Annotated in this window: 18 protein-coding genes; 8 read left to right on the plus strand and 10 right to left on the minus strand. The window is 60.5% G+C overall.

What is annotated here, in order from left to right; translation table 11 throughout:
• Nucleotides 1-135 precede the first annotated feature (135 nt).
• From Q0P52_RS11370 to Q0P52_RS11395, 6 genes are all read right to left on the minus strand, one after another.
• Nucleotides 136-1563 carry an HDOD domain-containing protein gene (locus Q0P52_RS11370; RefSeq protein WP_293762322.1) on the minus strand — a complete coding sequence of 476 codons (1428 nt, stop codon included), beginning with the start codon at nt 1561-1563 and terminating at the stop codon, nt 136-138.
• A gap of 50 nt (nt 1564-1613) precedes the next feature.
• Nucleotides 1614-2714, minus strand: coding sequence for a chorismate synthase (gene aroC / locus Q0P52_RS11375; RefSeq protein ID WP_293762319.1), 1101 nt, complete (start codon nt 2712-2714; stop codon nt 1614-1616).
• A 64-nt stretch (nt 2715-2778) separates the two neighbouring features.
• A complete protein-coding gene (locus Q0P52_RS11380; RefSeq protein ID WP_293762316.1) occupies nt 2779-3420 on the minus strand; it encodes a 2OG-Fe(II) oxygenase in 642 nt (213 codons plus the stop codon).
• A gap of 59 nt (nt 3421-3479) precedes the next feature.
• Nucleotides 3480-4400 carry an alpha/beta fold hydrolase gene (locus Q0P52_RS11385; protein ID WP_293762313.1) on the minus strand — a complete coding sequence of 307 codons (921 nt, stop codon included), beginning with the start codon at nt 4398-4400 and terminating at the stop codon, nt 3480-3482.
• A gap of 149 nt (nt 4401-4549) precedes the next feature.
• The gene (pepN, locus tag Q0P52_RS11390; RefSeq protein ID WP_293762310.1) at nt 4550-7174 is read right to left on the minus strand and encodes an aminopeptidase N; all 2625 of its coding nucleotides are present in this window, start codon (nt 7172-7174) and stop codon (nt 4550-4552) included.
• 137 nt (nt 7175-7311) lie between these two features.
• Complete coding sequence (locus tag Q0P52_RS11395; protein ID WP_293762308.1) at nt 7312-9093, minus strand: PDZ domain-containing protein; 1782 nt, start codon at nt 9091-9093, stop codon at nt 7312-7314.
• Nucleotides 9094-9550: 457 nt separating this feature from the next.
• Here Q0P52_RS11395 and ccoN point away from each other — a divergent pair, with 457 nt between their 5' ends.
• The 7 genes from ccoN (at nt 9551) to Q0P52_RS11430 (ending at nt 15249) form a co-directional block, all read left to right on the plus strand.
• Nucleotides 9551-10978 carry a cytochrome-c oxidase, cbb3-type subunit I gene (gene ccoN, locus Q0P52_RS11400; RefSeq protein WP_293762305.1) on the plus strand — a complete coding sequence of 476 codons (1428 nt, stop codon included), beginning with the start codon at nt 9551-9553 and terminating at the stop codon, nt 10976-10978.
• A gap of 19 nt (nt 10979-10997) precedes the next feature.
• Entirely contained in the window at nt 10998-11612 is a 615-nt protein-coding gene (ccoO, locus tag Q0P52_RS11405; RefSeq protein ID WP_293762302.1) for a cytochrome-c oxidase, cbb3-type subunit II, read from the plus strand.
• Nucleotides 11613-11615: 3 nt separating this feature from the next.
• Nucleotides 11616-11810: a CcoQ/FixQ family Cbb3-type cytochrome c oxidase assembly chaperone gene (locus Q0P52_RS11410; RefSeq protein WP_293762299.1), complete on the plus strand. Its 195-nt coding sequence runs from the start codon at nt 11616-11618 to the stop codon at nt 11808-11810.
• On the plus strand, nt 11807-12721 hold the full coding sequence (gene ccoP, locus Q0P52_RS11415) for a cytochrome-c oxidase, cbb3-type subunit III (protein WP_293762296.1): 915 nt from the start codon (nt 11807-11809) through the stop codon (nt 12719-12721). The genes Q0P52_RS11410 and ccoP overlap by 4 nt, the downstream gene beginning before the upstream one ends.
• Before the next feature lie 150 nt (nt 12722-12871).
• Complete coding sequence (ccoG, locus tag Q0P52_RS11420; protein ID WP_293762293.1) at nt 12872-14326, plus strand: cytochrome c oxidase accessory protein CcoG; 1455 nt, start codon at nt 12872-12874, stop codon at nt 14324-14326.
• A gap of 3 nt (nt 14327-14329) precedes the next feature.
• The gene (locus tag Q0P52_RS11425; RefSeq protein WP_293762290.1) at nt 14330-14857 is read left to right on the plus strand and encodes a FixH family protein; all 528 of its coding nucleotides are present in this window, start codon (nt 14330-14332) and stop codon (nt 14855-14857) included.
• A gap of 23 nt (nt 14858-14880) precedes the next feature.
• Entirely contained in the window at nt 14881-15249 is a 369-nt protein-coding gene (locus Q0P52_RS11430) for a YbaY family lipoprotein (RefSeq protein WP_293762287.1), read from the plus strand.
• 78 nt (nt 15250-15327) lie between these two features.
• Here Q0P52_RS11430 and Q0P52_RS11435 read toward each other — a convergent pair whose 3' ends face one another.
• The 4 genes from Q0P52_RS11435 to Q0P52_RS11450 form a co-directional block, all read right to left on the minus strand.
• Complete coding sequence (locus Q0P52_RS11435; protein WP_293762285.1) at nt 15328-16719, minus strand: tryptophanase; 1392 nt, start codon at nt 16717-16719, stop codon at nt 15328-15330.
• A 470-nt stretch (nt 16720-17189) separates the two neighbouring features.
• Nucleotides 17190-17693 (minus strand): TPM domain-containing protein, encoded by a 504-nt coding sequence (locus Q0P52_RS11440; protein ID WP_293762282.1) that lies wholly within the window; start codon nt 17691-17693, stop codon nt 17190-17192.
• Complete coding sequence (locus Q0P52_RS11445) at nt 17693-18547, minus strand: TPM domain-containing protein (protein ID WP_293762279.1); 855 nt, start codon at nt 18545-18547, stop codon at nt 17693-17695. Before Q0P52_RS11445 ends, Q0P52_RS11440 begins: the two co-directional genes overlap by 1 nt.
• 3 nt (nt 18548-18550) lie before the next feature.
• Nucleotides 18551-19198 (minus strand): LemA family protein, encoded by a 648-nt coding sequence (locus tag Q0P52_RS11450; protein WP_293762277.1) that lies wholly within the window; start codon nt 19196-19198, stop codon nt 18551-18553.
• A gap of 215 nt (nt 19199-19413) precedes the next feature.
• Between Q0P52_RS11450 and Q0P52_RS11455 the strand changes: the two genes are divergently transcribed.
• Entirely contained in the window at nt 19414-20790 is a 1377-nt protein-coding gene (locus Q0P52_RS11455; protein ID WP_293762275.1) for a peptide MFS transporter, read from the plus strand.
• Nucleotides 20791-21021 lie beyond the last annotated feature (231 nt).

Below are 21021 nucleotides of genomic sequence, written 5' to 3' on the forward strand. Positions count from 1 at the left end.
CTATCCTCCTGCAGCCCGGCACGGTATTTCTATAGGACTATTGTGGCAATTGATGACAGTAGCCACTAATGACCTACACGGAGGATTGACGGGATGATCGCCGCAGCGCGGTCGGCACCCCGCCGTTTCACTGCGTCACACCGATTCGACGTCGTTATGAACTTCGCTTTCACGCAACACTTCCTGCGCCCAGACCACGGAATCCAGATAATAGCGGTTGGCCTGGTCCACTTCGAAATTCAGCACCTTGCACAAGGCCCCGATACGCGCGTCGTCGCCTTGTTCACAAGCCACGGCCAAGGCGAGATAGGGGCTGAAAATACCCTTGTTGTCTATCACCGCGTCGCGCACCGTGGGCGGCAGTTCCAGCGCATCCAGCACGTCGGGGAAAGGCAGGTGGAGCAACACATCCAGCAGGCTGAACATGCCGGTCAGGAACAAGTGCTCGGCTTCGACGCGGTTGCCGCGATAACTGCCCAGCCGCTCGAGAAAACGCGCGCGAATCAGCGACTTCTCCAGCAAGGCCAAGGCACTGCCATCTTCTTTCTTGGCTGTAAACAACAACATGGACAGCCACTTGAACAAGGTATCCCGACCCAGCAGCATCAGGGTTTCCTCGATGGTCTGCACCTTGCGCGACAAACCGTTGACCGGCGAATTGATGAAGCGCAGCAGCTTGAACAGCAACACCGAATCCAGCTTGAACTGCCCTTCGATTTCCTTCGGGTCCGCATTGGCGCGCAGGAGCCGCATGATATGCAGCACGCGCGTCTGGTTGGTGTCCACCTTGCCGCTTTCCAGTGTGCGCACCATGGAAAGGAAAGGGCCGTGGAACAAGGCAAACCGGTTGCTGCCGGGCGCGCGCAGACAGACGTCCAGATCTTCCGCGGTGCCCACATTGCAGGCCATCCAGCGGGCATTGGGATAACGACGGGGCAACTGATCCAGAATAGGCGCCAGCACACGGGTGGACGGCGCGGCAAAATCCAGCAGCATGAAATCCACGCGGTTGAACAGTTCCGGCTGCAAGCGCTCCACCAGCACCGAACCGTCGAAAGCCGCCGGCTCAATGGCGAAACGCAGGCCCTTCACCTTGAGATCGTCCAGCTTCTGGATGGTTTGGCTGGTGATGGGTTCGTTCTGATCCGGCTCCAGCACAAAGATGACGCTCTTGAGCGGCATCTGCTGCAGCATGGGTTCGTCCAGCGAACTGATGGACACATGAACGAAGGCGCGACGGTAAGCCAGCAGGCGGAACACTTCCATGTTGAGCATGGTGTTCAGCATCAGCCGGTCGAACTCCTGACGCTTGGCCGTGCCCTGCTTTTGACCCGATTTGACAAAGAACTGGTAGGCCACCACGCGATGCTGTCTATCCAGCACCGGCTGGTGTGTGACGAAGCCGAGAGTGGGAGGCAGTTCGCCAACCGGCTCTTCGGCCGAATCGCGTCTGCCGTTTTCCATGGCCTCCAGCTCACGCTCGACGGCGGCGGTTTCATCCGCTTCGGCGTCCTCGCTCTTTTTCAATCGGCCGGCAAGACCGCCAATCAGGTTCTTCAACATGGTTTTGGTCTTTCAAGTGGGCTGGGGGCCTGCCAGCCCCCTGTCATAGTCTAGCTGATTCGACCAGGAATTTTCGGAGTATCCACCACCACATCGCCGCACTGGGCGCGATGACGGAGGGCATGATCCATCAATACCAGCGCCAGCATGGCTTCGGCGATGGGCGTGGCGCGGATGCCGACGCAAGGATCATGACGGCCATGGGTTTCCATTTCTACCGGATTGCCGTGCAGATCGATGGAGCGGCGCGGTTGGGCGATGGAGGAAGTGGGCTTGATGGCGATGGAAACTTCGATGTCCTGACCGGTGGAAATACCACCCAGAACGCCACCGGCGTGATTGCTGGCGAAGCCTTGCGGCGTCAATTCGTCGCCGTGCTCGCTGCCGCGCTGGGTCACGCAGCCGAAGCCGGCGCCGATTTCCACGCCCTTGACCGCGTTGATGCTCATCATGGCGTAGGCGATGTCGGCATCGAGGCGGTCGAATACCGGCTCGCCCCAGCCCACCGGCACGTTTTCCGCCACCACGCGCAGTCGCGCGCCAACCGAGTCAAGGCTCTTGCGGATGCTGTCCATATAGGCTTCCAGCGCCGGCACCACGCTGTCGTCGGCGGCAAAGAAGGGGTTGGCCGAAACCTGCTCCCAGCTGGCGAAAGGAATGGCGATGTCGCCGATCTGGGTCATGTGGCCGCGCACCACTACACCGTAACGTTCTTTCAGCCACTTTTTGGCGATGGCGCCGGCCGCCACGCGCACCGCGGTTTCACGGGCGCTGGAACGACCGCCGCCGCGCGGGTCGCGAATGCCGTACTTGTGCCAGTAGGTGTAATCGGCATGACCCGGACGGAATGTCTGGACGATATTGCCGTAATCTTTCGAGCGCTGGTCGGTGTTGCGGATCAACAGCGCGATGGGGGTGCCGGTGGTTTTGCCTTCATAGACCCCGGACAGGATTTCCACGGTGTCCGGCTCGCGACGCTGGGTGACATGACGACTGGTGCCGGGCTTGCGGCGATCCAGTTCCAGCTGGATGTCGGCCTCGGTGATGGCCAGCCCGGGCGGGCAGCCATCCACCACGCAGCCGATGGCCGGGCCATGGCTTTCGCCGAAGGAGGTTACGGTGAACAGCTGTCCCAGGGTGTTGCCTGACATCGTGTATTGTCCCTTGTCATGTGGTTTTGCCGTTTGATTCTAACACGGCGAAACCCGGAACAAATTACCATGACAAGTCGCCGAGCCGGCGGCGGAACCAGCCCGTAACGGAAAGGCGTTGATGCCCGGCCGGCAGTACTTCATGCCAGAAGCGGTCCGACAGGAACAACACCAGCGTGCCGGCTTCGGGGCGCACATCAAGATGGCGCACGCAGGTGTCGTCCAGATACAGCCGCATCTCTCCGCCGGCGTCCTCCGGCCAATCCTGGTTGAGGTACAGCACAGCCGTGAGGGTGCGCGCGTCGTCATTGCGAAAGCGGTCCAGATGTTTTTTGTAGAAGGCGCCCCGGGGGTAAACGGCAAAGTGGGATTCCAGATCCTCCAACCCCAGATACAGGCTGCGATTGACCGCCTGCCGCACCTGATCCAGCCGGTCGAAATACAGTTGCACCGCCTCGCCCCCGCGCCCCGGCTCCAGCCACAATACGGAGTCGGAACGAATTTCGATGCGCCGGTCTTGTTGCATCCCCTTGCCTACCGCCGCTTCGTGGAAACGACCCTGCTCCCAATCGGCCAGGCAGGCTTCGCGCAAGCGGGCGATGTCCTCAGCGGAAAAAATACTGCGATCTACAATCCAGCCCTTGTCGGCCAACGTATCCACCACGCTGTCCAGAATGTCCTGCGAAATGATTTTGCTATCAGTCATGGATGATTCTCCCGGTGCGGCTTTCTAACACATGCACTTGATCCGGAGAATGACTTTGCTCAGAAATTGCTGATGATTTTGTCAAAATTGCCTGACAACCAATGCAGCACCAGCGGAAAGTGATCTCGCGCCGCGTCCGGATGCGTCAGCAGGGAAACGTGATCGTAGTTGTGCCAGTGCCCCTTGGCTTTGCCCAGCAGCCGCAAGCGCGCCAGATGCGGGCCGGACTCTTCGGCAAACCTTTTCACATCCTCCGCGTGGCCGCGACAGGGATCGTTCACGGCGGCGAAATACAGCGCCGGCGGCAAGGACAAGCGCCGGGCCGCCGCGGCGTAATCAAAGCCGTCGTCGCTGTCCGTCCAGGGGTTCTGCTTGGCCCAGACCTTGCTCTGCTGGTGGCTCTTGTCGGTTTCATCATCCGCCCCCAGGCCCAGCTTTCTCGCCGGCAGATAGCCGCAGCAACGGATGGCTATGCGGGCCAGCAGATTCCACACCAGATCCACTTCGACGAGTTTGTTCAGATTGCGCACGCCGATGCTGCGCTTGGAACCGAAGTACACCAGTGAAGCGACGTCGGCATTGATGTCGGGAAAGCGCAGCAGGCTGCTGCTCATGTGCACGCCGCCCCAGGAATGCGCCATCCAGTGCACCGCGGCGTCAGGTCGCAGGCGGCGGATATGCCGATGCAACGCGGGCAGGTCTTCGCAGATGATCTCGGTCTGGCCATGCTCGGCCCCGCGCGCTATCTTCGGCCAACTTTTGCCCCTGCCGCGCAGGTCCGCGACAAACACGTCGTAGCCGGCCTCGGCCAGGAAGTGTGCCAGTCCCTTGCCGCTCTCGGAATAGAAAATGCGTCCATTGGCCATCACGCCATGCGCCATCAGGATGGCAGGCCCGTCCTGCCGCCTGCTGATGCGCTTGAGGTAGAGCTGCTCGCCCTGCCCCACACTGACGAAGATATCCTGCTCCTGTTTATCCACGCTGTTATCCACGCTTGTTGCGCCTCAGAATTCAAGCAAACGCTTGAATAATTCACACAAGCACGCAAAGCGGTCAAGCGCCTTGAGGCTTGCCATGAAAAACGGGCCGCACATGGCGACCCGTTGCTGTACTCCCGCGTTGCGCCGGATCAGGCATTGAGGTTCTTGTAGACGATCTCGTACACATCCTTGGACAACCGGGCTTCCAGCATGCGCTCCAGCTCGGCCTTCATCAGCGCCTGACGCGCAGGCTCCAGTTTCTTCCAGCGATTGAAAGCGCGCACGATGCGGCTGGCCACCTGTGGATTGATGGCGTCCAGCGCCAGCACCTGATCCGCCAGGAAGCGGTAGCCGCTGCCGTCTGCGGCATGGAAGTGAGCCATATTGTTGCCGAAGCTGCCAATCAGGGCGCGCGCCTTGTTAGGGTTCTTCAGGTTGAACGCGGGATGAACCATGGCGGCGCGCACGTGATCCAGCGTGCCTTCCAGCTGGCTGGAAGCCACCAGCATGAAGAACTTGTCCATCACCAGCGCATCATGCTGCCAACGCGCGGCGAAATCGGTGTAGCACTCGTCGCGCTCTTCGCCGTCGCGATCGCGCAAGGCTAGCATCGCCCCCATCTGGTCGGACATATTGTCCGCCTCCAGTGCCTGCTTGCGCGCAGCCTCCAGCGGCCAAGCCACGTCCAGGCGGGTCAGCATCTGCAAGGCACGGTTTTTCAGGTCGCGCTTGCCGGCGTCTTCAGGACGATACTCGCGTGTCTGGTGCAGGTTGAACGCTTCATGCCATTCGCCGCGCAAGGCTTGCGCCAGTTCGTCCAGCACAAATTCGCGCAGGCTGTGGATGAGGCCGGGGTCGGCGGCGTCCACCATCTCCAGGATTTCGGCTTCGGACGGCAGCGTCAGCATCAGCGCCTTGAAGGCCGGATCGGCGGCATGGTCCTTGAGTACGGCGCGGAAAGCAGACACATAGGTATCCGGCAGACGCGGCTCGACGCCGGACGCCGCATCGGCGATGAGCTGGCGGAACAAACGGGCGGACAAGGTCTGGCCGGCTTCCCAGCGGCAGAAACTGTCGCTGTCGCTGGCCATGAGGAAGGCCAGCTGGTCGTCGCGCCAGTCGAAATCCAGCCGCACCGGCGCGGAAAAACCGCGCAGCAGCGAGGGCACCGGGGTCTCGGCCACATCGACGAAGGTGAAGGTTTGCTCGGCCGCCTTGATGTCCAGCACGCGGGTGCCCGCCACTGCTTCCGCCTCACCTTCCAGACGCAGCGGCAGATCGCCGCCATCCGGCCCCACCAGCCCCATGGCCAGCGGAATGTGCATCGGCAGTTTGTCAGCCTGGCCCGGCGTGGCGGGGATGGACTGCTTCACCGTGAGGCGATACGTGCGGGTGACCGGATCGTGTTCGCCGGCCACGCTCAGCACCGGGGTGCCGGCCTGGCTGTACCACAGCGCGAACTGGCCAAGATCGACATCATTGGCGTCGGCCATCGCGGCGCGGAAATCGTCGCAGGTGACGGCCTGACCATCATGGCGCTTGAAGTAAAGCTCCATGCCCTTGCGGAAGCCTTCACGGCCCAGCAGGGTGTAATACATGCGCACCACTTCCGCGCCCTTTTCGTACACCGTCATGGTGTAGAAATTGTTCATCTCGATGTAAGAGTCGGGACGGATGGGGTGAGCCGTGGCGCCGGCGTCTTCGGGGAACTGCAAGGCCCGCAGCGACTTGACGTCGTCGATGCGCTTGACCGCGCGGCTGCCCAGATCGGAGCTGAACTCCTGATCGCGGAACACCGTCAGGCCCTCCTTCAGCGACAGCTGGAACCAGTCGCGGCAGGTGACGCGGTTGCCGGTCCAGTTGTGGAAGTATTCGTGAGCGATGATGGCCTCCACACGCTGGAACTCAGCGTCGGTGCGGGTGTCCTGGCGCGCCAGCACGGCGGAGGTGTTGAAGATGTTGAGGCCCTTGTTCTCCATCGCGCCCATGTTGAAGTCGCTTACCGCAACGATCATGTAGATGTCGAGGTCGTACTCCAGACCGAAGCGTTCTTCATCCCACTTCATGGCGCGCTTCACCGCGCCCATGCCGAAAGCCACCTTGTCCTGATCGGCGAGCTCGGTCCAGATTTCCAGCGTCACTTCGCGGCCGTGCAGGGTGACGAACTTGTCGCGACTGACCGCCAGCTTGCCTGCCACCAGGGCAAACAGATAGGAAGGCTTGCGATACGGATCCACCCATTTCACCCAGTGGCGCTTCTTGTCCAGCGTACCCTCGCCCACCTTGTTGCCGTTTGAAAGCAGCACGGGGAATTTGTGCTTGTCCGCCACGATGGTGGTGGTGAACTTGGCCATCACGTCCGGACGGTCCATGTAATAGGTGATCTTGCGGAAACCTTCCGGCTCGCATTGGGTAAACAGATTGCCGTTGGAAGCGTACAGCCCCATCAAGCTGGTATTGGTGGCCGGGTCCAGCTCGGTTTCCACCTCGAGGATGAAACTGTCCGGCACGCTTTCCAGCAGCAGGCCATTGTCGTCCTGCCGGTAACGGTCGCTGGTCAGACGCTCGCCGTCCAGCGCCAACGACACCAAGCTGGCCGAACCATCCAGCCAGAGACTGCCGCCGGGAGCGGCCTTGTCGTTGCGATTGATCACCAGCCGGGAGTGGACGCGAGTGGCCTCCTCGCCGATGTCGAACTTCAGATCGACGCGGTCGATCAGGTAGGCCGGTGCGGCGTAGTCTTTCAGGTAATGGACTTGCGGCTGCTGCGCCATATGCTTCTCTCTATTCAGATTTCGTCAGCCGGTTGGTACCGGTCTTGCTCGCATGACAGGGCGGGATCGCCGCCCCTGTCATCCCTCCGGCCGCCGGCGACATGCACGGCGGCCCGCCCGGAGAGCCGGGCCGTGATTCAGTCTTCCAACCACTTCGCGCCGCCCTCGGCAACGCTCAAGCGGCAGGTGTCGGCTTCGGCCGACTTGAGCGTCAGCTCGAAGGTTTTCAGTTCGTCCCGGCGGAAAGCATGCACGGTAATCTTGTCGCCAGCGCGGAAACGGGCCAGCGCCTTGTCGGGATCGACAGCCCTCAGACCATCGAAAGCAATGACGACATCGCCGCCCGACAGACCGGCATGTTGCGCCGCGCCGCCATCCAGCACATTGACCAGACGCAGACCCAGCGCATCCGGCACAGTCTTTGCGCCCAGTGTCAGCCGCGGCTTTTTGCCGGCCTTCGGCACGCCTGTGCCGCCGCTGTCGGCGGCAGAGTCCGCCGTATCCCACTGCATGCTTACTTGCTGCTGGGCCAACAGTTCAACCAGAGGCAGATCCTGCGTTGAGCGCAACGCATTGTCGAAAAACGCTTGCAGATCCAGGCCGGTCACTTCCCCGGCGATGCGCTCCCACTCGTCCTCGGCCAAGCCTTGGCGATCTTTTGCCCACTTGGCGTACAGCGCGCGCATCACATCGTCCAGCGAGCGCTTGCCGTCACTTTCCCGACGGATGGTCAGGTCCAGCGCCAGCGCCGCCAGCGAACCCTTGGTGTAATAACTGACGATGCTGTTGGGGCTGTTCTCGTCCTGACGGTAGTACTTGATCCAGGCATCGAAGCTGGATTCCTCCAGCGTCTGCTTGAGACGACCCGCGCCGCGCTGGACGCCGGAAATCGTCTGCGCCAGCAGGCCCAGATAGCGTTGGGCATCGATGAGTCCGCAGCGCACCAGCGTCAGATCATCATAGTAAGAAGTGATGCCCTCGAAGGCCCACAGCAGGCGGGTGTAGCCTTCGCTGCGCAGGTCGTAGGGAGCGAACGCGGCCGGCTTGACGCTTTTTACATTCCAGCTATGGAAATACTCGTGGCTGATCAGGCCCAGCAACTTCAGATAACCGTCACTGATGGCCTCCTCGCCCTCGGCCGGCAAATCATCCCGATTGGCCACCAGCGCGGTACTGGCGCGGTGCTCCAGCCCGCCATAAATATCCTTGCCCACATACAGCATGAAAACGTAACGGTCGAAAGGCGCAGGTTTGCCGAAGAACTTGATCTGGTATTCGCAAATGCGTTTGGTGTCGCGCGCCAGGCGCTTGAGGTCAGCCTTGAAACGGCCGGAGACAACGAATTCGTGCGGGATGCCGCAAGCCTTGAAACTGATGCGCTCGAAACAGCCCAGCTCTACCGGGTGATCAAGCAGCTCGTCGTAATCCGCCGCGCGGTAACGCCCGAAGCCGCTCTTTTTCACCTCCGCCACGGGCAGGCTGGTAGCGACTTTCCAGTCGTCAAAGCGCTTGCCCTTGGGCGGCAGGATATCCACGCTGCAAGCACTGGATTCGTAGCCCTCCGCCGCCAGAAATACAGAACTGGCATTGAAAAAGCCGCGATCCTCATCCAGATAAGCGCCGCGAACAGACAGATCGTATGCATAAACCTGATAGCTCAGACGCAACGGGCCCTTGCAGGAATCCGCCTGCCAGGTGTGCTTGTCCAGCTTTCGCACCCCCACTTCGCCCTCTGCGGAACGGGCGGAAACCGCCCCGATGTGGCGGGCGAATTCACGAATCAGATAACTGCCTGGAATCCAGGCTGGAAGCGAAAACACCTGCCCCTTCTTGGCCGGCTTAGCCACTTCGACCACCACCTCGAACAGGTGGGCGGCGACGGAAACGGGGCGGATGCTGTAATGGACTGGCGCGATCATGGAAGTAGGCCTGCGGAAGATGGCGTAAACCTCAGATTTTATCACTCCAACCCGACTAGGGAAGCGCCGTTGTCGGTTTGATCCAAGTCAAGGGACTCGCCAAGCATGACAATATAATTCGCACTAAGCCGCATCAGGTTCACCAACCCTGGCGCGGCGCGCTTGAAATGACAGTCAAGGCAGACAAAAAAATCCCGCAGACATTCAGTGATCAACTGGCCGCTACTGGGCAATTGATTTAGAATGACCTGTTGAATTGTGGGGAATTGCGTGTGCATCAAACCAGCCGGCCGGCACGATGGGGCGGGGTCTGGGCAGCACGGGTCAAACGCATCGGTCTCACCCGGGACCATCCCCGACGACTTGCAGCCAATTGATCAGGTTGGGGCGGTTGGCTGGGAAAACAAGTCACCCTGGTTTGTCACGTTCTGAGTTAGCAACCTTGGAGAAAACCTTAATGGAAACGCAATCCACTTATAACTATAAGGTGGTGCGCCAGTTTGCCATCATGACCGTTGTATGGGGCATTGTAGGCATGCTGGTGGGCGTCATTATTGCGGCCCAGCTAGTGTGGCCAGAGCTCAATTTCGGGCCCTGGTTTCACTTTGGCCGCCTGCGCCCGCTGCACACCAACGCCGTGATCTTCGCCTTTGGCGGCTCTGGCCTGTTCGCCACGTCTTACTACGTGGTTCAACGCACCTGTAACGTCCGCCTCATCTCGGACAAACTGGCTGCTTTCACCTTCTGGATGTGGCAGCTGATCATCGTGCTGGCCGCCATCACCCTGCCGCTGGGCATCACCTTCGGCAAGGAATACGCCGAACTGGAATGGCCGATCAAGCTGATGATCGCCATCACCTGGGTGGTGTATGCGATCGTGTTCTTCGGCACCATCGCCATTCGCAAGGTTAAGCACATCTATGTGGCCAACTGGTTCTACGGCGCCTTCATCCTGGCCGTGGCCCTGCTGCACATCGTGAACAGCGCCTTCATCCCGGTCAGCCTGACCAAGTCCTACTCCGTGTACGCCGGCGCAGTGGACGCCATGGTGCAATGGTGGTACGGCCACAACGCCGTGGGCTTCTTCCTGACCGCCGCCTTCCTGGGCATGATGTACTACTTCGTACCGAAGCAGGCTGGTCGTCCGGTGTACTCCTACCGCCTGTCCGTCGTGCACTTCTGGGCCCTGATCTTCACCTACATGTGGGCTGGTCCTCACCACCTGCACTACACCGCCCTGCCTGACTGGACCCAGTCGCTCGGCATGGTGTTCTCCCTGATCCTGCTGGCTCCGAGCTGGGGCGGCATGATCAACGGCATCATGACCCTGTCCGGCGCCTGGCATAAGCTGCGCACCGACCCGGTGCTGAAGTTCCTGGTGGTGTCCCTGTCCTTCTACGGTATGTCCACCTTCGAAGGCCCGATGATGTCCATCAAAACCGTCAACGCCCTGTCGCACTACACCGACTGGACCATCGGTCACGTACACTCCGGCGCTCTGGGTTGGGTAGGCTTCATCACCATCGGCTCCATGTACTATCTGCTCCCGCGTCTGTTCGGCCGCGACAGCATGCACAGCACCAAGCTGATCGAAGCCCACTTCTGGCTGGCTACCGTCGGCGTGGTTCTGTATATCGCCGCACTGTGGATTTCCGGCGTGACCCAAGGCCTGATGTGGCGCGCGCTGAACCCGGACGGCACCCTGACCTACGCTTTCGTTGAAGCGGTCAAGGCTACCTATCCGTACCACTTCGTACGCTTCCTGGGTGGCTTCCTGTACCTGTCCGGCATGCTGCTGATGGCTTACAACACCTTCCGCACCGTTGCTGGCGGCAAGCCGGTTGACGCCAAGATCCCGGCCGTGAACGCATCGGCTCACGCTTGAGCGGAAAGAGGTAGATAACATGGAAAAGATCCAGAAACTCATTGAAGAACACGTTGGCTATCTGATCGTGTTCACGCTGATCGTGATCAGCTTCGCCGGTCTGGTGGAAATCCTGCCGCTGGCCTTCCAGAAGTCGACCACCCAGCCGGTAGCGGGCGTCAAGCCGTACACCGCCCTGCAACTGGCCGGTCGCGACATCTACATCCGAGAAGGCTGCTACAACTGCCACTCGCAGATGATCCGTCCGTTCCGCGCTGAAACCGAGCGTTACGGTCACTACTCCGTTGCCGGCGAATCGGTTTACGACCACCCGTTCCAATGGGGCTCCAAGCGTACCGGTCCGGACCTGGCCCGCGTGGGCGGCCGCTATTCCGATGAATGGCACCGCGTTCACCTGACCAATCCGCGCGACGTCGTTCCCGAGTCCAACATGCCTGCCTTCCCGTGGCTCTCCAAGAATCTGGTAGACGCTGAAATCCTGCCGAAGAAGATGGAAGCCCTGCGCACTGTAGGCGTGCCGTACACCGACAAGGACATCGCCGAGGCCAAGGCTCAGGCGGAAGGCAAGTCGGAAATGGATGCCCTGATCGCCTATCTGCAGGGTCTGGGTCTGGCGCTGAAGAACGTTCGCTAAGTCATGGACTGGGTAACTGTAGGGCGCTCCCTGTTTACCGTGATGTGCTTCACCTTCTTTGTGCTGGTGTTGTTCATCGCCTACAGCAAGCGCTCGAAAAACCGGTACGACGAGGCGGCCAATGTGCCGTTCCTCGACGACGACAAGGTGCAGGAGGCCGACAACCATGACGCGGCCTCTCACGGAGCAAAACAATGAGTGATTTCGTAAGCGATTTCTGGAGCATCTGGATCACGGCCATCGTGATCGCAGGCATCGTGGGCCTGGCCCTGCTGCTGTTCACCCAATCCAAGACCACGGTCAAAAAGGGCGAACAAGTCGGCACTACCGGTCATGTCTGGGACGACAACCTCGAAGAGTACAACCATCCCCTGCCCCGCTGGTGGATGCTGATGTTCTTCATCACCCTGGCGTTTGGCGCTGTCTATCTGGTGCTGTACCCGGGCCTGGGCAAGTGGCAAGGCATCCGCGGCTGGACCTCCGTGGGCCAGTACAAGGAAGAGCGCGCTCAAGCCGAAGCCAAGTACCAGCCGCTGTACGACAAGTACCTGAAGCAGGATCTGAAGGCTGTTGCCGCTGACCCGCAAGCCAAGGAAATGGGCAAGCGCCTGTTCCAGACCTACTGCGTGCAGTGCCACGGCTCCGATGCTCGCGGCGCCAAGGGCTTCCCGAACCTGACCGACAACGACTGGCTGTGGGGCGGCGATCCCAAGACCATCGAAACCACCATCGCTGGCGGCCGTCACGGCCAGATGCCGGCCTGGGGCGCCGCTTTTGGCGAAGAGAAGGTCAAGGATGTGGCCAACTACGTGATGTCCCTGTCCGGCAAGAAGCATGACGCCGAACGCGCCGCTCGCGGCAAAGAGACTTTCACCACCGTGTGTTCGGCTTGTCACGGCCCGGACGGCAAGGGCAACCAGCAATTGGGCGCTCCCAACCTGACCGACAACATCTGGCTGTATGGCGGTACTGAAAAGACCATCATCGAGACCATCACCAATGGTCGCAACAACCAGATGCCGGCATGGAAGGACTTCCTCGGCGACGGCAAGGTGCACGTTCTGGCCTCCTACGTCTGGGGTCTGTCCAACAACACCCAGGCTCAGTAAGCCTTGTTAGACATACTGCCCGCCTTGTGCGGGCAGTATTCTTTCCGCAATACAGTATATGTTTTGATATAATAAATTCTCAGCGAGATGCTTGCGTAAAGCTCATTTTCCGGGTGAGCTTTACGAAATCCTCTTCATAGGGAACAAACCATGTCCGATTCACTAAAAGAAATCAGCGTAAAGGTTGAGCACACTCCTCCCGACCCCAACAGGAACGGGCAAGACAAGGAGACTGTCTCTCTTTACGAAGCGCAGAAAAAGATCTACCCCCGCAGTGTCAAAGGGGTGTTCAACAACTGGCGCGTTCTTTTCGTGCTCGGCACTCAACTGGTGTTTCTTGGCCTGCCCTGGCTGACCTGGGGAGGCCGTCAGGCTGTGCATTTCGACCTCATCAGCCGTAAATTCTTCATTTTTGGCCTCACCATCTGGCCGCAAGACTTCGTCTATCTGGCCGCGCTTCTGATGAGCTGCGCATTCGGGCTGTTTGTCTGGACTACCATTGCCGGACGTCTCTGGTGCGGCTATTCCTGTCCACAAACGGTCTATACGGAAATCATGCTGTGGATCGAGCATTGGGTGGAAGGCGACCGCAACAAGCGGATCAAGCTCGACAAAGAACCGATGAGCCTGCGCAAGGCGCGCCTCAAGCTCACCAGTCACGGTCTGATGATCCTGTTCTCGCTGTGGACCGGTTTCTCGCTGGTGGGCTATTTCACCCCCATCCGCGATCTGGTCCGGGCCATGCCCACCTTTGACTACGGTCCGTGGGAAAGCTTCTGGATGTTCTTCTACGCCGGCTTCACCTATCTGCTGGCTGGCTTCATGCGCGAGCAAGTATGCAAATACATGTGCCCGTACGCCCGTTTCCAGAGCGTGATGTTCGACGAAGACACACTGGTCATCTCCTATGACGAAAAGCGCGGCGAACCGCGCGGTGCGCGCAAAAAAGGCGCCGACTTCAAGGAAATGGGGCTGGGTTCCTGCGTCAACTGCGGTATTTGCGTGCAGGTATGTCCAGTAGGCATCGACATCCGCAATGGTCTGCAATACGAGTGCATCGGCTGTGCGGCCTGTATCGACGCCTGCGACGAGGTAATGGACAAGGTGGGCTACCCGCGCGGACTCATCCGTTACACCACAGAAGGCGCAATGGAAGGCAAGTATCCGGAAAAAGACATTCCGAAGCGTCTCAAGCGTCCACGCGTAGTGATGTACATGCTGGTGCTGATGCTGGTGCTGGGGGCTGCCGCCACCTCCCTGGCGCTGCGCAAGCCTTTCAAGGTGGACATCATCCGCGATCGCGCCAGCCTGGTGCGGGAAACGGATGCCGGCTGGCTGGAAAACAGCTACACCATCAAAATCATCAATACCACGGAACGCGACCAGCAATTTAAAATCTCAGTCGAAGGCCTGCCCGACATCAAGCTTGCCGCCGACACCCGACAGGTCAAAGTGAAGGCCACGGAAACGGAGAGCGTCGGCGTCCGGGTGCAGGCCGATCCCCAGTACGCCACCAAGGGCAGCCATGAAATCCACTTCATCGTGGAAACCGTAGCCACCCCGCCCCTGCGCGTAGAAGAAAAATCCAGCTTCATCGGAGAGTAAGACATGCAGCATGCCCAGCACACGCCCCGCCCGTGGTACAAGGAGCCTTGGCCGTGGATCCTGATCAGCCTCCCCCTGACGGCGGTGATCGTCGGCATCTACTTCCTCAATATCGCCATCAAGACTGATGACGGCTTGGTGGTGGACGATTACTACAACAAAGGCAAGGCCATCAATACCGAGCTGCGACGCGACAAGGCCGCAGCCGATCTGGGCATCACGGCACAGGTGATGTTCGCCCCCGATGGCCGCACCGTCACCATCAACACCACCTCGACCAAGCCGCTGCCCGATACGCTCACCCTGCGCATCGTGCATCCGGCGCAGGACGATTTCGACGCTATTACCGAGGTGCACAAGTCCGCCGGCAATCAGTACACCGGCAGTTTGCCGAAGGGGCTGGCCAAGGCCAACCACTGGTATGTGCAACTGGAGGACAAAGCCAATCAGTGGCGCGTGCAAAGCGAGTGGAAGCCGGGGGATGGCCCGGTGGCGATGCTGGGCCGCCCCAAGCTGGAGCCGGTGAATTGAGCCCGCGTCGCCTGGCAGCGATATTGAGCATTGCAACCATCACCGGCCTTGCCGGTTGCGCCTCGCATGCTTACCAGCCTGGCTACGTCAATGGCACGGTATCGCTGCAACAGGCTTTGCCGCTGCCGCCGGCCACTACCACGGTGCGGGTGCGCCTGCTGGACGCCAGCGGCGATGTCAGCAGCCTGCTGGGCGAGCAGACGCTGGAAAAACCCGCCCGTTTCCCGCTGGCTTTCTCGCTGTGCTATGACAAGCAGGCCGTCAAGACCGGCGGTCGCTACGTGATCCAGTCGCAAGTGTATGTAGACGGTGAATTGCGCCTGCAAAACGCGCAGCCGGTGGAAGCCTTCAAGGCCGAGCATCCAGAAGTGAAAGTGGAGCTGATCCGCTGATCATCCGTACAGGCATAAAAAACGGGGCAGCCGCGCTGCCCCGTTTTTTATTGCCGCCAGCAGCCGGCTATCCCGTCATCAGGCTACCGGCCGCAAACGCGCAGTGAAATGGCGCAGGATGGGCGGTTCGTAATCAAAGGTCAGACCCTTGATCTCGCCGGCGCGACGTTTTACGTCGATCAGGCAATCGGCGATGTAGTCCATGTGGTCGTTGGTGTATACCCGGCGCGGGATGGTAAGACGCAATAGCTCCAGCGGCGACGGCTCCTGCTCGCCGGTTTGCGGATTGCGACCAAGCAGCAACGAACCGATCTCCACCCCGCGAATTCCCCCCTCCAGATACAGCTCGCAGGCTAGCGCGTGCGCCGGGAACTGTTCGGCCGGGATATGCGGAAGCAAGCGCTTGGCGTCGACAAACACCGCGTGGCCACCGGTAGGCGTCTGGATCGGCACGCCGCCTTCGCGCAAACGCTCGCCCAGATAAGCCACCTGACCGATGCGATAGCTCAGATACGATGCGTCCAGCCCTTCTTTCAGCCCGATGGCCAGCGCCTCCATATCGCGCCCGGCCAAGCCGCCATAGGTGACAAAACCTTCCATCGGCACGCAGCGCACCTGCACCGCGCGGAACAGGTCCTCATCCTCGCGGAAACAGCACAGACCGCCGATATTCACCAGACCGTCCTTCTTGGCCGACATGGTCAGCATGTCGCCGTAGCTGAAGATTTCCATGACGATCTCGGCAATGCTGCTGCCGGCGTAATCCGGATCGCGCTCGCGGATGAACCAGGCGTTTTCGGCAAACCTTGCCGCATCGATGATCACCGGAATACCGTTTTCCCGCGCGATGCGACTGGCGGCGCGGATATTGGGCATGGACACCGGCTGACCGCCGGCGCTGTTGCAGGTTACCGTGACGATGAGGCCGGCCACATTGTGCGCGCCCTCCCGGCCAATCGCCGCTTCCAGCGCCTCCAGATCAAAATCGCCCTTCCAGTCGTAAGCCGTCTCGGTGTCCAGCGCCTTGGGCGTCAGCACATTGACGGCGCGGGCGCCGGCAATTTCCACGTGGGCCTTGGTGGTATCGAAATGGTAGTTGGACAGAAACAGCGGCTTGTCGCCGCGGCAACGCTTTACCAACTCGGGGAACAGTATCTGTTCCGCGCCGCGCCCCTGGTGAGTCGGGATGGTGTGACGATAGCCGAACAACGCCTGCACCGTGTCGGCCAGGTGGTAGAAATTGCGGCTGCCCGCATAGGCCTCGTCACCCATCATCAGTCCGGCCCATTGGCGGTCGGACATGGCGCCGGTGCCGCTGTCGGTCAGGAGGTCGATATAGACATCTTCGCCACGCAGCAGGAAGGGGTTCCAGCCGGCAGCCTGCAGAGCTTCGCGACGGTATTCGGGGGTGGTCTGCTTGATGGGCTCAACCATTTTGATGCGGAACGGTTCGGGAATGCGACGTGCCATGATGCTCTCCTTGCCCGGACGGGTAGCCGCCTGCGCGCGCAATGGGCGCGACAAGCGGCCCGGGTGCGGGCAGTGTCAATTCAATACTGGATGAAAACGAATGGAATGACGTTGGCCGAAGGCGGCCAAAGGGAGATCAGGCGCGGGGGAAGTCGTACGCCAGTACGATATCAACGGTGAACCAGCTTTGGGGCAGGCTACCTAGGTTGGCAGCCGCCCGGTCCAAGCTTGCCAACGTGTTCATGGGAAACACCTCAGAAAAATCTTGCCGGATGGCGGGAAGAAGATTAACCCCACTCCCCGCCGCCCCGCAAGCGGCGCATTGCGGCGGTGCCAGTTGGCGTGGCAAAGCGCCGACAAGCGGGCCTTGCCGCCTTGCGCGCAAGGCAGGCCGCCAGCGGATTCGCCACGATGCATAACCAGAGCCCCAACACCCCGTGCCAGCCGCGCAAGACGGCGGGGCAGGCGCGCTAACGGACGATAACCGTGTTCGACAATTCGTCGCCCGGCAACACGCCATGCTGCGGCGCATACCGCACCAGCAGCGCGTGCAAGCGCCACAGCCCCTCCTCCAGCCCGGCCACATGGTTCTCGGCCACGAAAGCGCGTCCCATGACATCGCAAACCTCCTGCCAGGCCGCAGCCGGGACCCGGCGGGCGATACTGCGATCCGCCACGATTTCTATCTTTCTTTCGGCCAACAGCAAATACACCAGCACACCGCAATTGTGCTCGGTATCCCATACCCGCAGCTGGCCAAACCATTGCAGTGCGCGCTCCCGCGCCCCCATGCCGGCCAGCGCATCGCGCCAGTGCAAGGAGGACTCGATGACGAAACGCAATTGCCCGGCATGCTCCTGCTCCGACTCCTGAATACGGCGCTCCAGCCGCGCCAGCTCTGTGGCCGGAAAGCAGCGGCGCGCCTCAGCGCTGCTGGTGAATGCGTGTTTCAACGCTCTGGACCACATAGCCATTACCAATCTCCCGATGCGCCGCCGCCGCCAAAACCGCCGCCGCCGCCCGACCAGCCGCTGCCGCCGGAGCCGCCACCCGACCCGCCGCCGCTCCAGCCGCCGCCTCCGCCGCCCCAACTAATGCCGCCGGTACTGGCGATCAACTGGCTAAGCAGCACCGACAACACGCCGGCCGCCAACGAAAAAGCCACCATCGCGCCCAGATAAAGCGTAACGGCCACCACCCCGGCACCGAGAATGAAGCTGCCGACAGCGCGGCCAAACAGCCCGTTGAGCACACCGCCGCCCACCGTGGCGGCAATAACGCAAACCACGATCATGAAGCCGTAGTCCGGTTCATGGTTGGCCGAAGCCGACGGCGCCGGCAGCGCTTCGCCCTTGATCAGCCCCTCTATCTGAATCACCGCCGCCTGAATGCCGCCCAGCCGATCGTTCTGCTTCAGCCGTGGCTTGAGCGTGTCTTGCAAGATGCGCTTGGCGTACGCGTCCGGAATCGCCCCCTCCAGCCCGCGCCCCACCAACAGCTGCGTTTTGTGCTCATCGGCCACGATCAGCAGCAACACGCCGTCGTCCACGCCTTTGCGCCCCAGCTTCCAGCTGTCCATCACCCGCGCGCCGTAATCAAACGGCGTTTCAGGCGCGATGGCGGGCACAATCAGCACCGCCACCTGGCTGCCTTTTTCACGGCTGAAATCCAGCAGCTGTCGCTCCAGCGCGGCGCGGTCGCTGTCCTGTAGAAATCCGGCCAGATCCACAACCGGCGAGCTGGCAGGCGGAATCGCCGTTTCCGCCCGCGCCAACAGGCAGCAAAAAGCCAGGCAGGCCAGCAGCATTACCCGCAGCAAGACTGTCATCGCTTACTGCCCGGCCGAGGCCGCGCCGCCGAAATTGACTGTCGGCGCGGTGGAAATGGCTTTCTCATTCTCCACCGTGAAGTTCGGCCGCGGTGCCAGGCCGAACATGCGGGCAGTCAGGTTGTTGGGGAAGGTGCGCACGGTGCTGTTGTATGCCTGCACCGCCGTGATGTAGCGATTGCGCGCCAGCGCAATGCGGTTCTCGGTGCCCTCCAGTTGCGCTTGCAGGTCGCGGAACGCGCCATCGGCCTTCAGCTGCGGGTAGTTTTCCGACACCACCAGCAGCCGGGACAGCGCCGAACCCAGATCGCGCTGGGCGGACGCGTACTCTTTCAGTTTCCCCTCGTTGGTGGCCATGGCCGGGTCCACCTGGATACTGCCCACCCGTGCCCGTGCTTCGGTCACCTGCGTCAGCACCTCCTTCTCATGCGTGGCGTACCCCTTTACTGTATTCACCAGATTGGGGATGAGATCGGCGCGCCGTTGATACTGGTTCACCACTTCGGACCACGCGGCATTGGCCGCTTCGTCCTGTGTTTGCATCGCGTTGTAGCCACAAGCGCTGAGTGTGGAAGCCAGTACCACGCCCGCAATGAATTTCGACAAGATGCGGCCCAAACCACGTACAAATGCCAAAGAAGGATTGCTCATGTTTTTCCCTTTACATTGAAAGACTTGCACACTGGCACATTTCAAATATGTGTATGTACTTATAAAGCCAAATGCATGCTTTATTTGCCAAAAAAATTTTCACATCCAAACATTTAATAGCTATTATCGAATACTCGCCACCAGAAGATGGCAATAAAAAAACAAACGCGTCCTCGATGACGCACTGGTCTCAAGCCACACAAGGAAAACAAGACATGACAACCCGATCGCATCCCAAGGGGCTTTATCTGCTCTTTGTGACCGAGATGTGGGAGCGCTTCAGCTATTACGGCATGCGCGCCATCTTTGTCCTTTTCATGATCAAAGCGCTGATGTTCGACAAGGCTCACGCCGCCGACATCTATGGCACCTACACCGGTCTGGTTTACCTCACCCCGCTAGTGGGCGGCTACATTGCCGACCGCTACTGGGGCAATCGCCGTTCCATTCTCGTGGGCGGCGTGATGATGGCCATCGGCCAGTTTATGCTGTTCCTTTCCGGCAACCTGCACAATACCGACGTGCAAAGCGCCACCTGGTTCCTTTACGGAGGACTGGGCATGCTGATTGCCGGCAACGGCCTGTTCAAACCCAACATCTCGTCGATGGTGGGCCAGCTGTATGAACCGGGCGACAAGCGCGTGGATTCCGCCTTTACCATTTTCTACATGGGCATCAATACCGGTTCGCTGATGGCGCCGCTGATCTGCGGCACACTGGGCGACACCGGCCACCCGGACGACTTCAAGTGGGGCTTTCTGGCCGCCGGCTTCGGCATGCTGCTGAGTCTGGCCGTGTTCAGCCTGTTCAAGAACAAGTATCTGGTGACCCCGCAAGGCGCGCCCATAGGCATGGCCCCCAAGCGCGTGCATGAGAGCGGCGAGAAAGTGGTGCATGCGCCGCTGACCCGCATCGAAAAAGAACGCCTGGCTGTGATCCTGATCGTATCGGCCTTCGTGATCTTCTTCTGGTCCGCCTTTGAACAGGCCGGTGCTTCGCTGACCTTCTTTGCCGAAGAACAGACCAACCGCAATCTGCTGGGCTTCACTGTGCCAGCGTCCTACTTCCAGTCGCTCAACCCGATCTCCGTGGTGATCTTCGCGCCGATTTTCGCCATGATCTGGACCGCGCTGGGCCGCAAGGGCATGGAGCCTTCCTCCCCGGCCAAGATGGCTTTCGGCCTGCTGTTTCTCTCCATCGGCTATCTGGTGATCGCCTTTGGCGTGGACGGCCTGCAGCCGGGCGTGAAGGTCAGCATGCTGTGGCTGGTGAGCCTGTACGTGCTGCACACCTTCGGCGAACTCTGCCTGTCGCCCATTGGCCTTTCGCTGGTGGTGAAACTGTCGCCGGCCCGGTTCACCGGGCTTATGATGGGCGTGTGGTTCCTCTCCACCGCCGCCGCCAACAAGTTTGCCGGCACGCTGTCCGAGTTGTATCCGGAGGCCGGCAAGGCCGCACCGCAGCTGTTGGGTTACACCATCAACAATCTGCACGACTTCTTCATGGTGTTTGTCTTCATGGCCGGCGCGGCATCTCTGGTGCTGTTTCTGCTGTCCAGCCAGCTGAAGAAAATGACCCACGGTCTGCAGTAACAACGCTCGTGCCATCTTCTGTTGACCACGCCGCCCACTGGGCGGCGTTTTCTTTGCGTCATCACCGTTGTGCGGATTAAACGCGGCTAACAGAATCAGCATTACGGCTGAGACAAGGCGCGCCGACGCGGGCAGTACTTGAGTACGGCAAGGAGGCGCAACGCAGCATCAGGCGTTTTGTTAGCCGCGCCAAGGCGGCGTTAAGACTTGAACGGCCCGCTCATGATAAGC

The organism is uncultured Aquitalea sp., from assembly GCF_945957525.1.
GTDB lineage: Bacteria > Pseudomonadota > Gammaproteobacteria > Burkholderiales > Chromobacteriaceae > Aquitalea.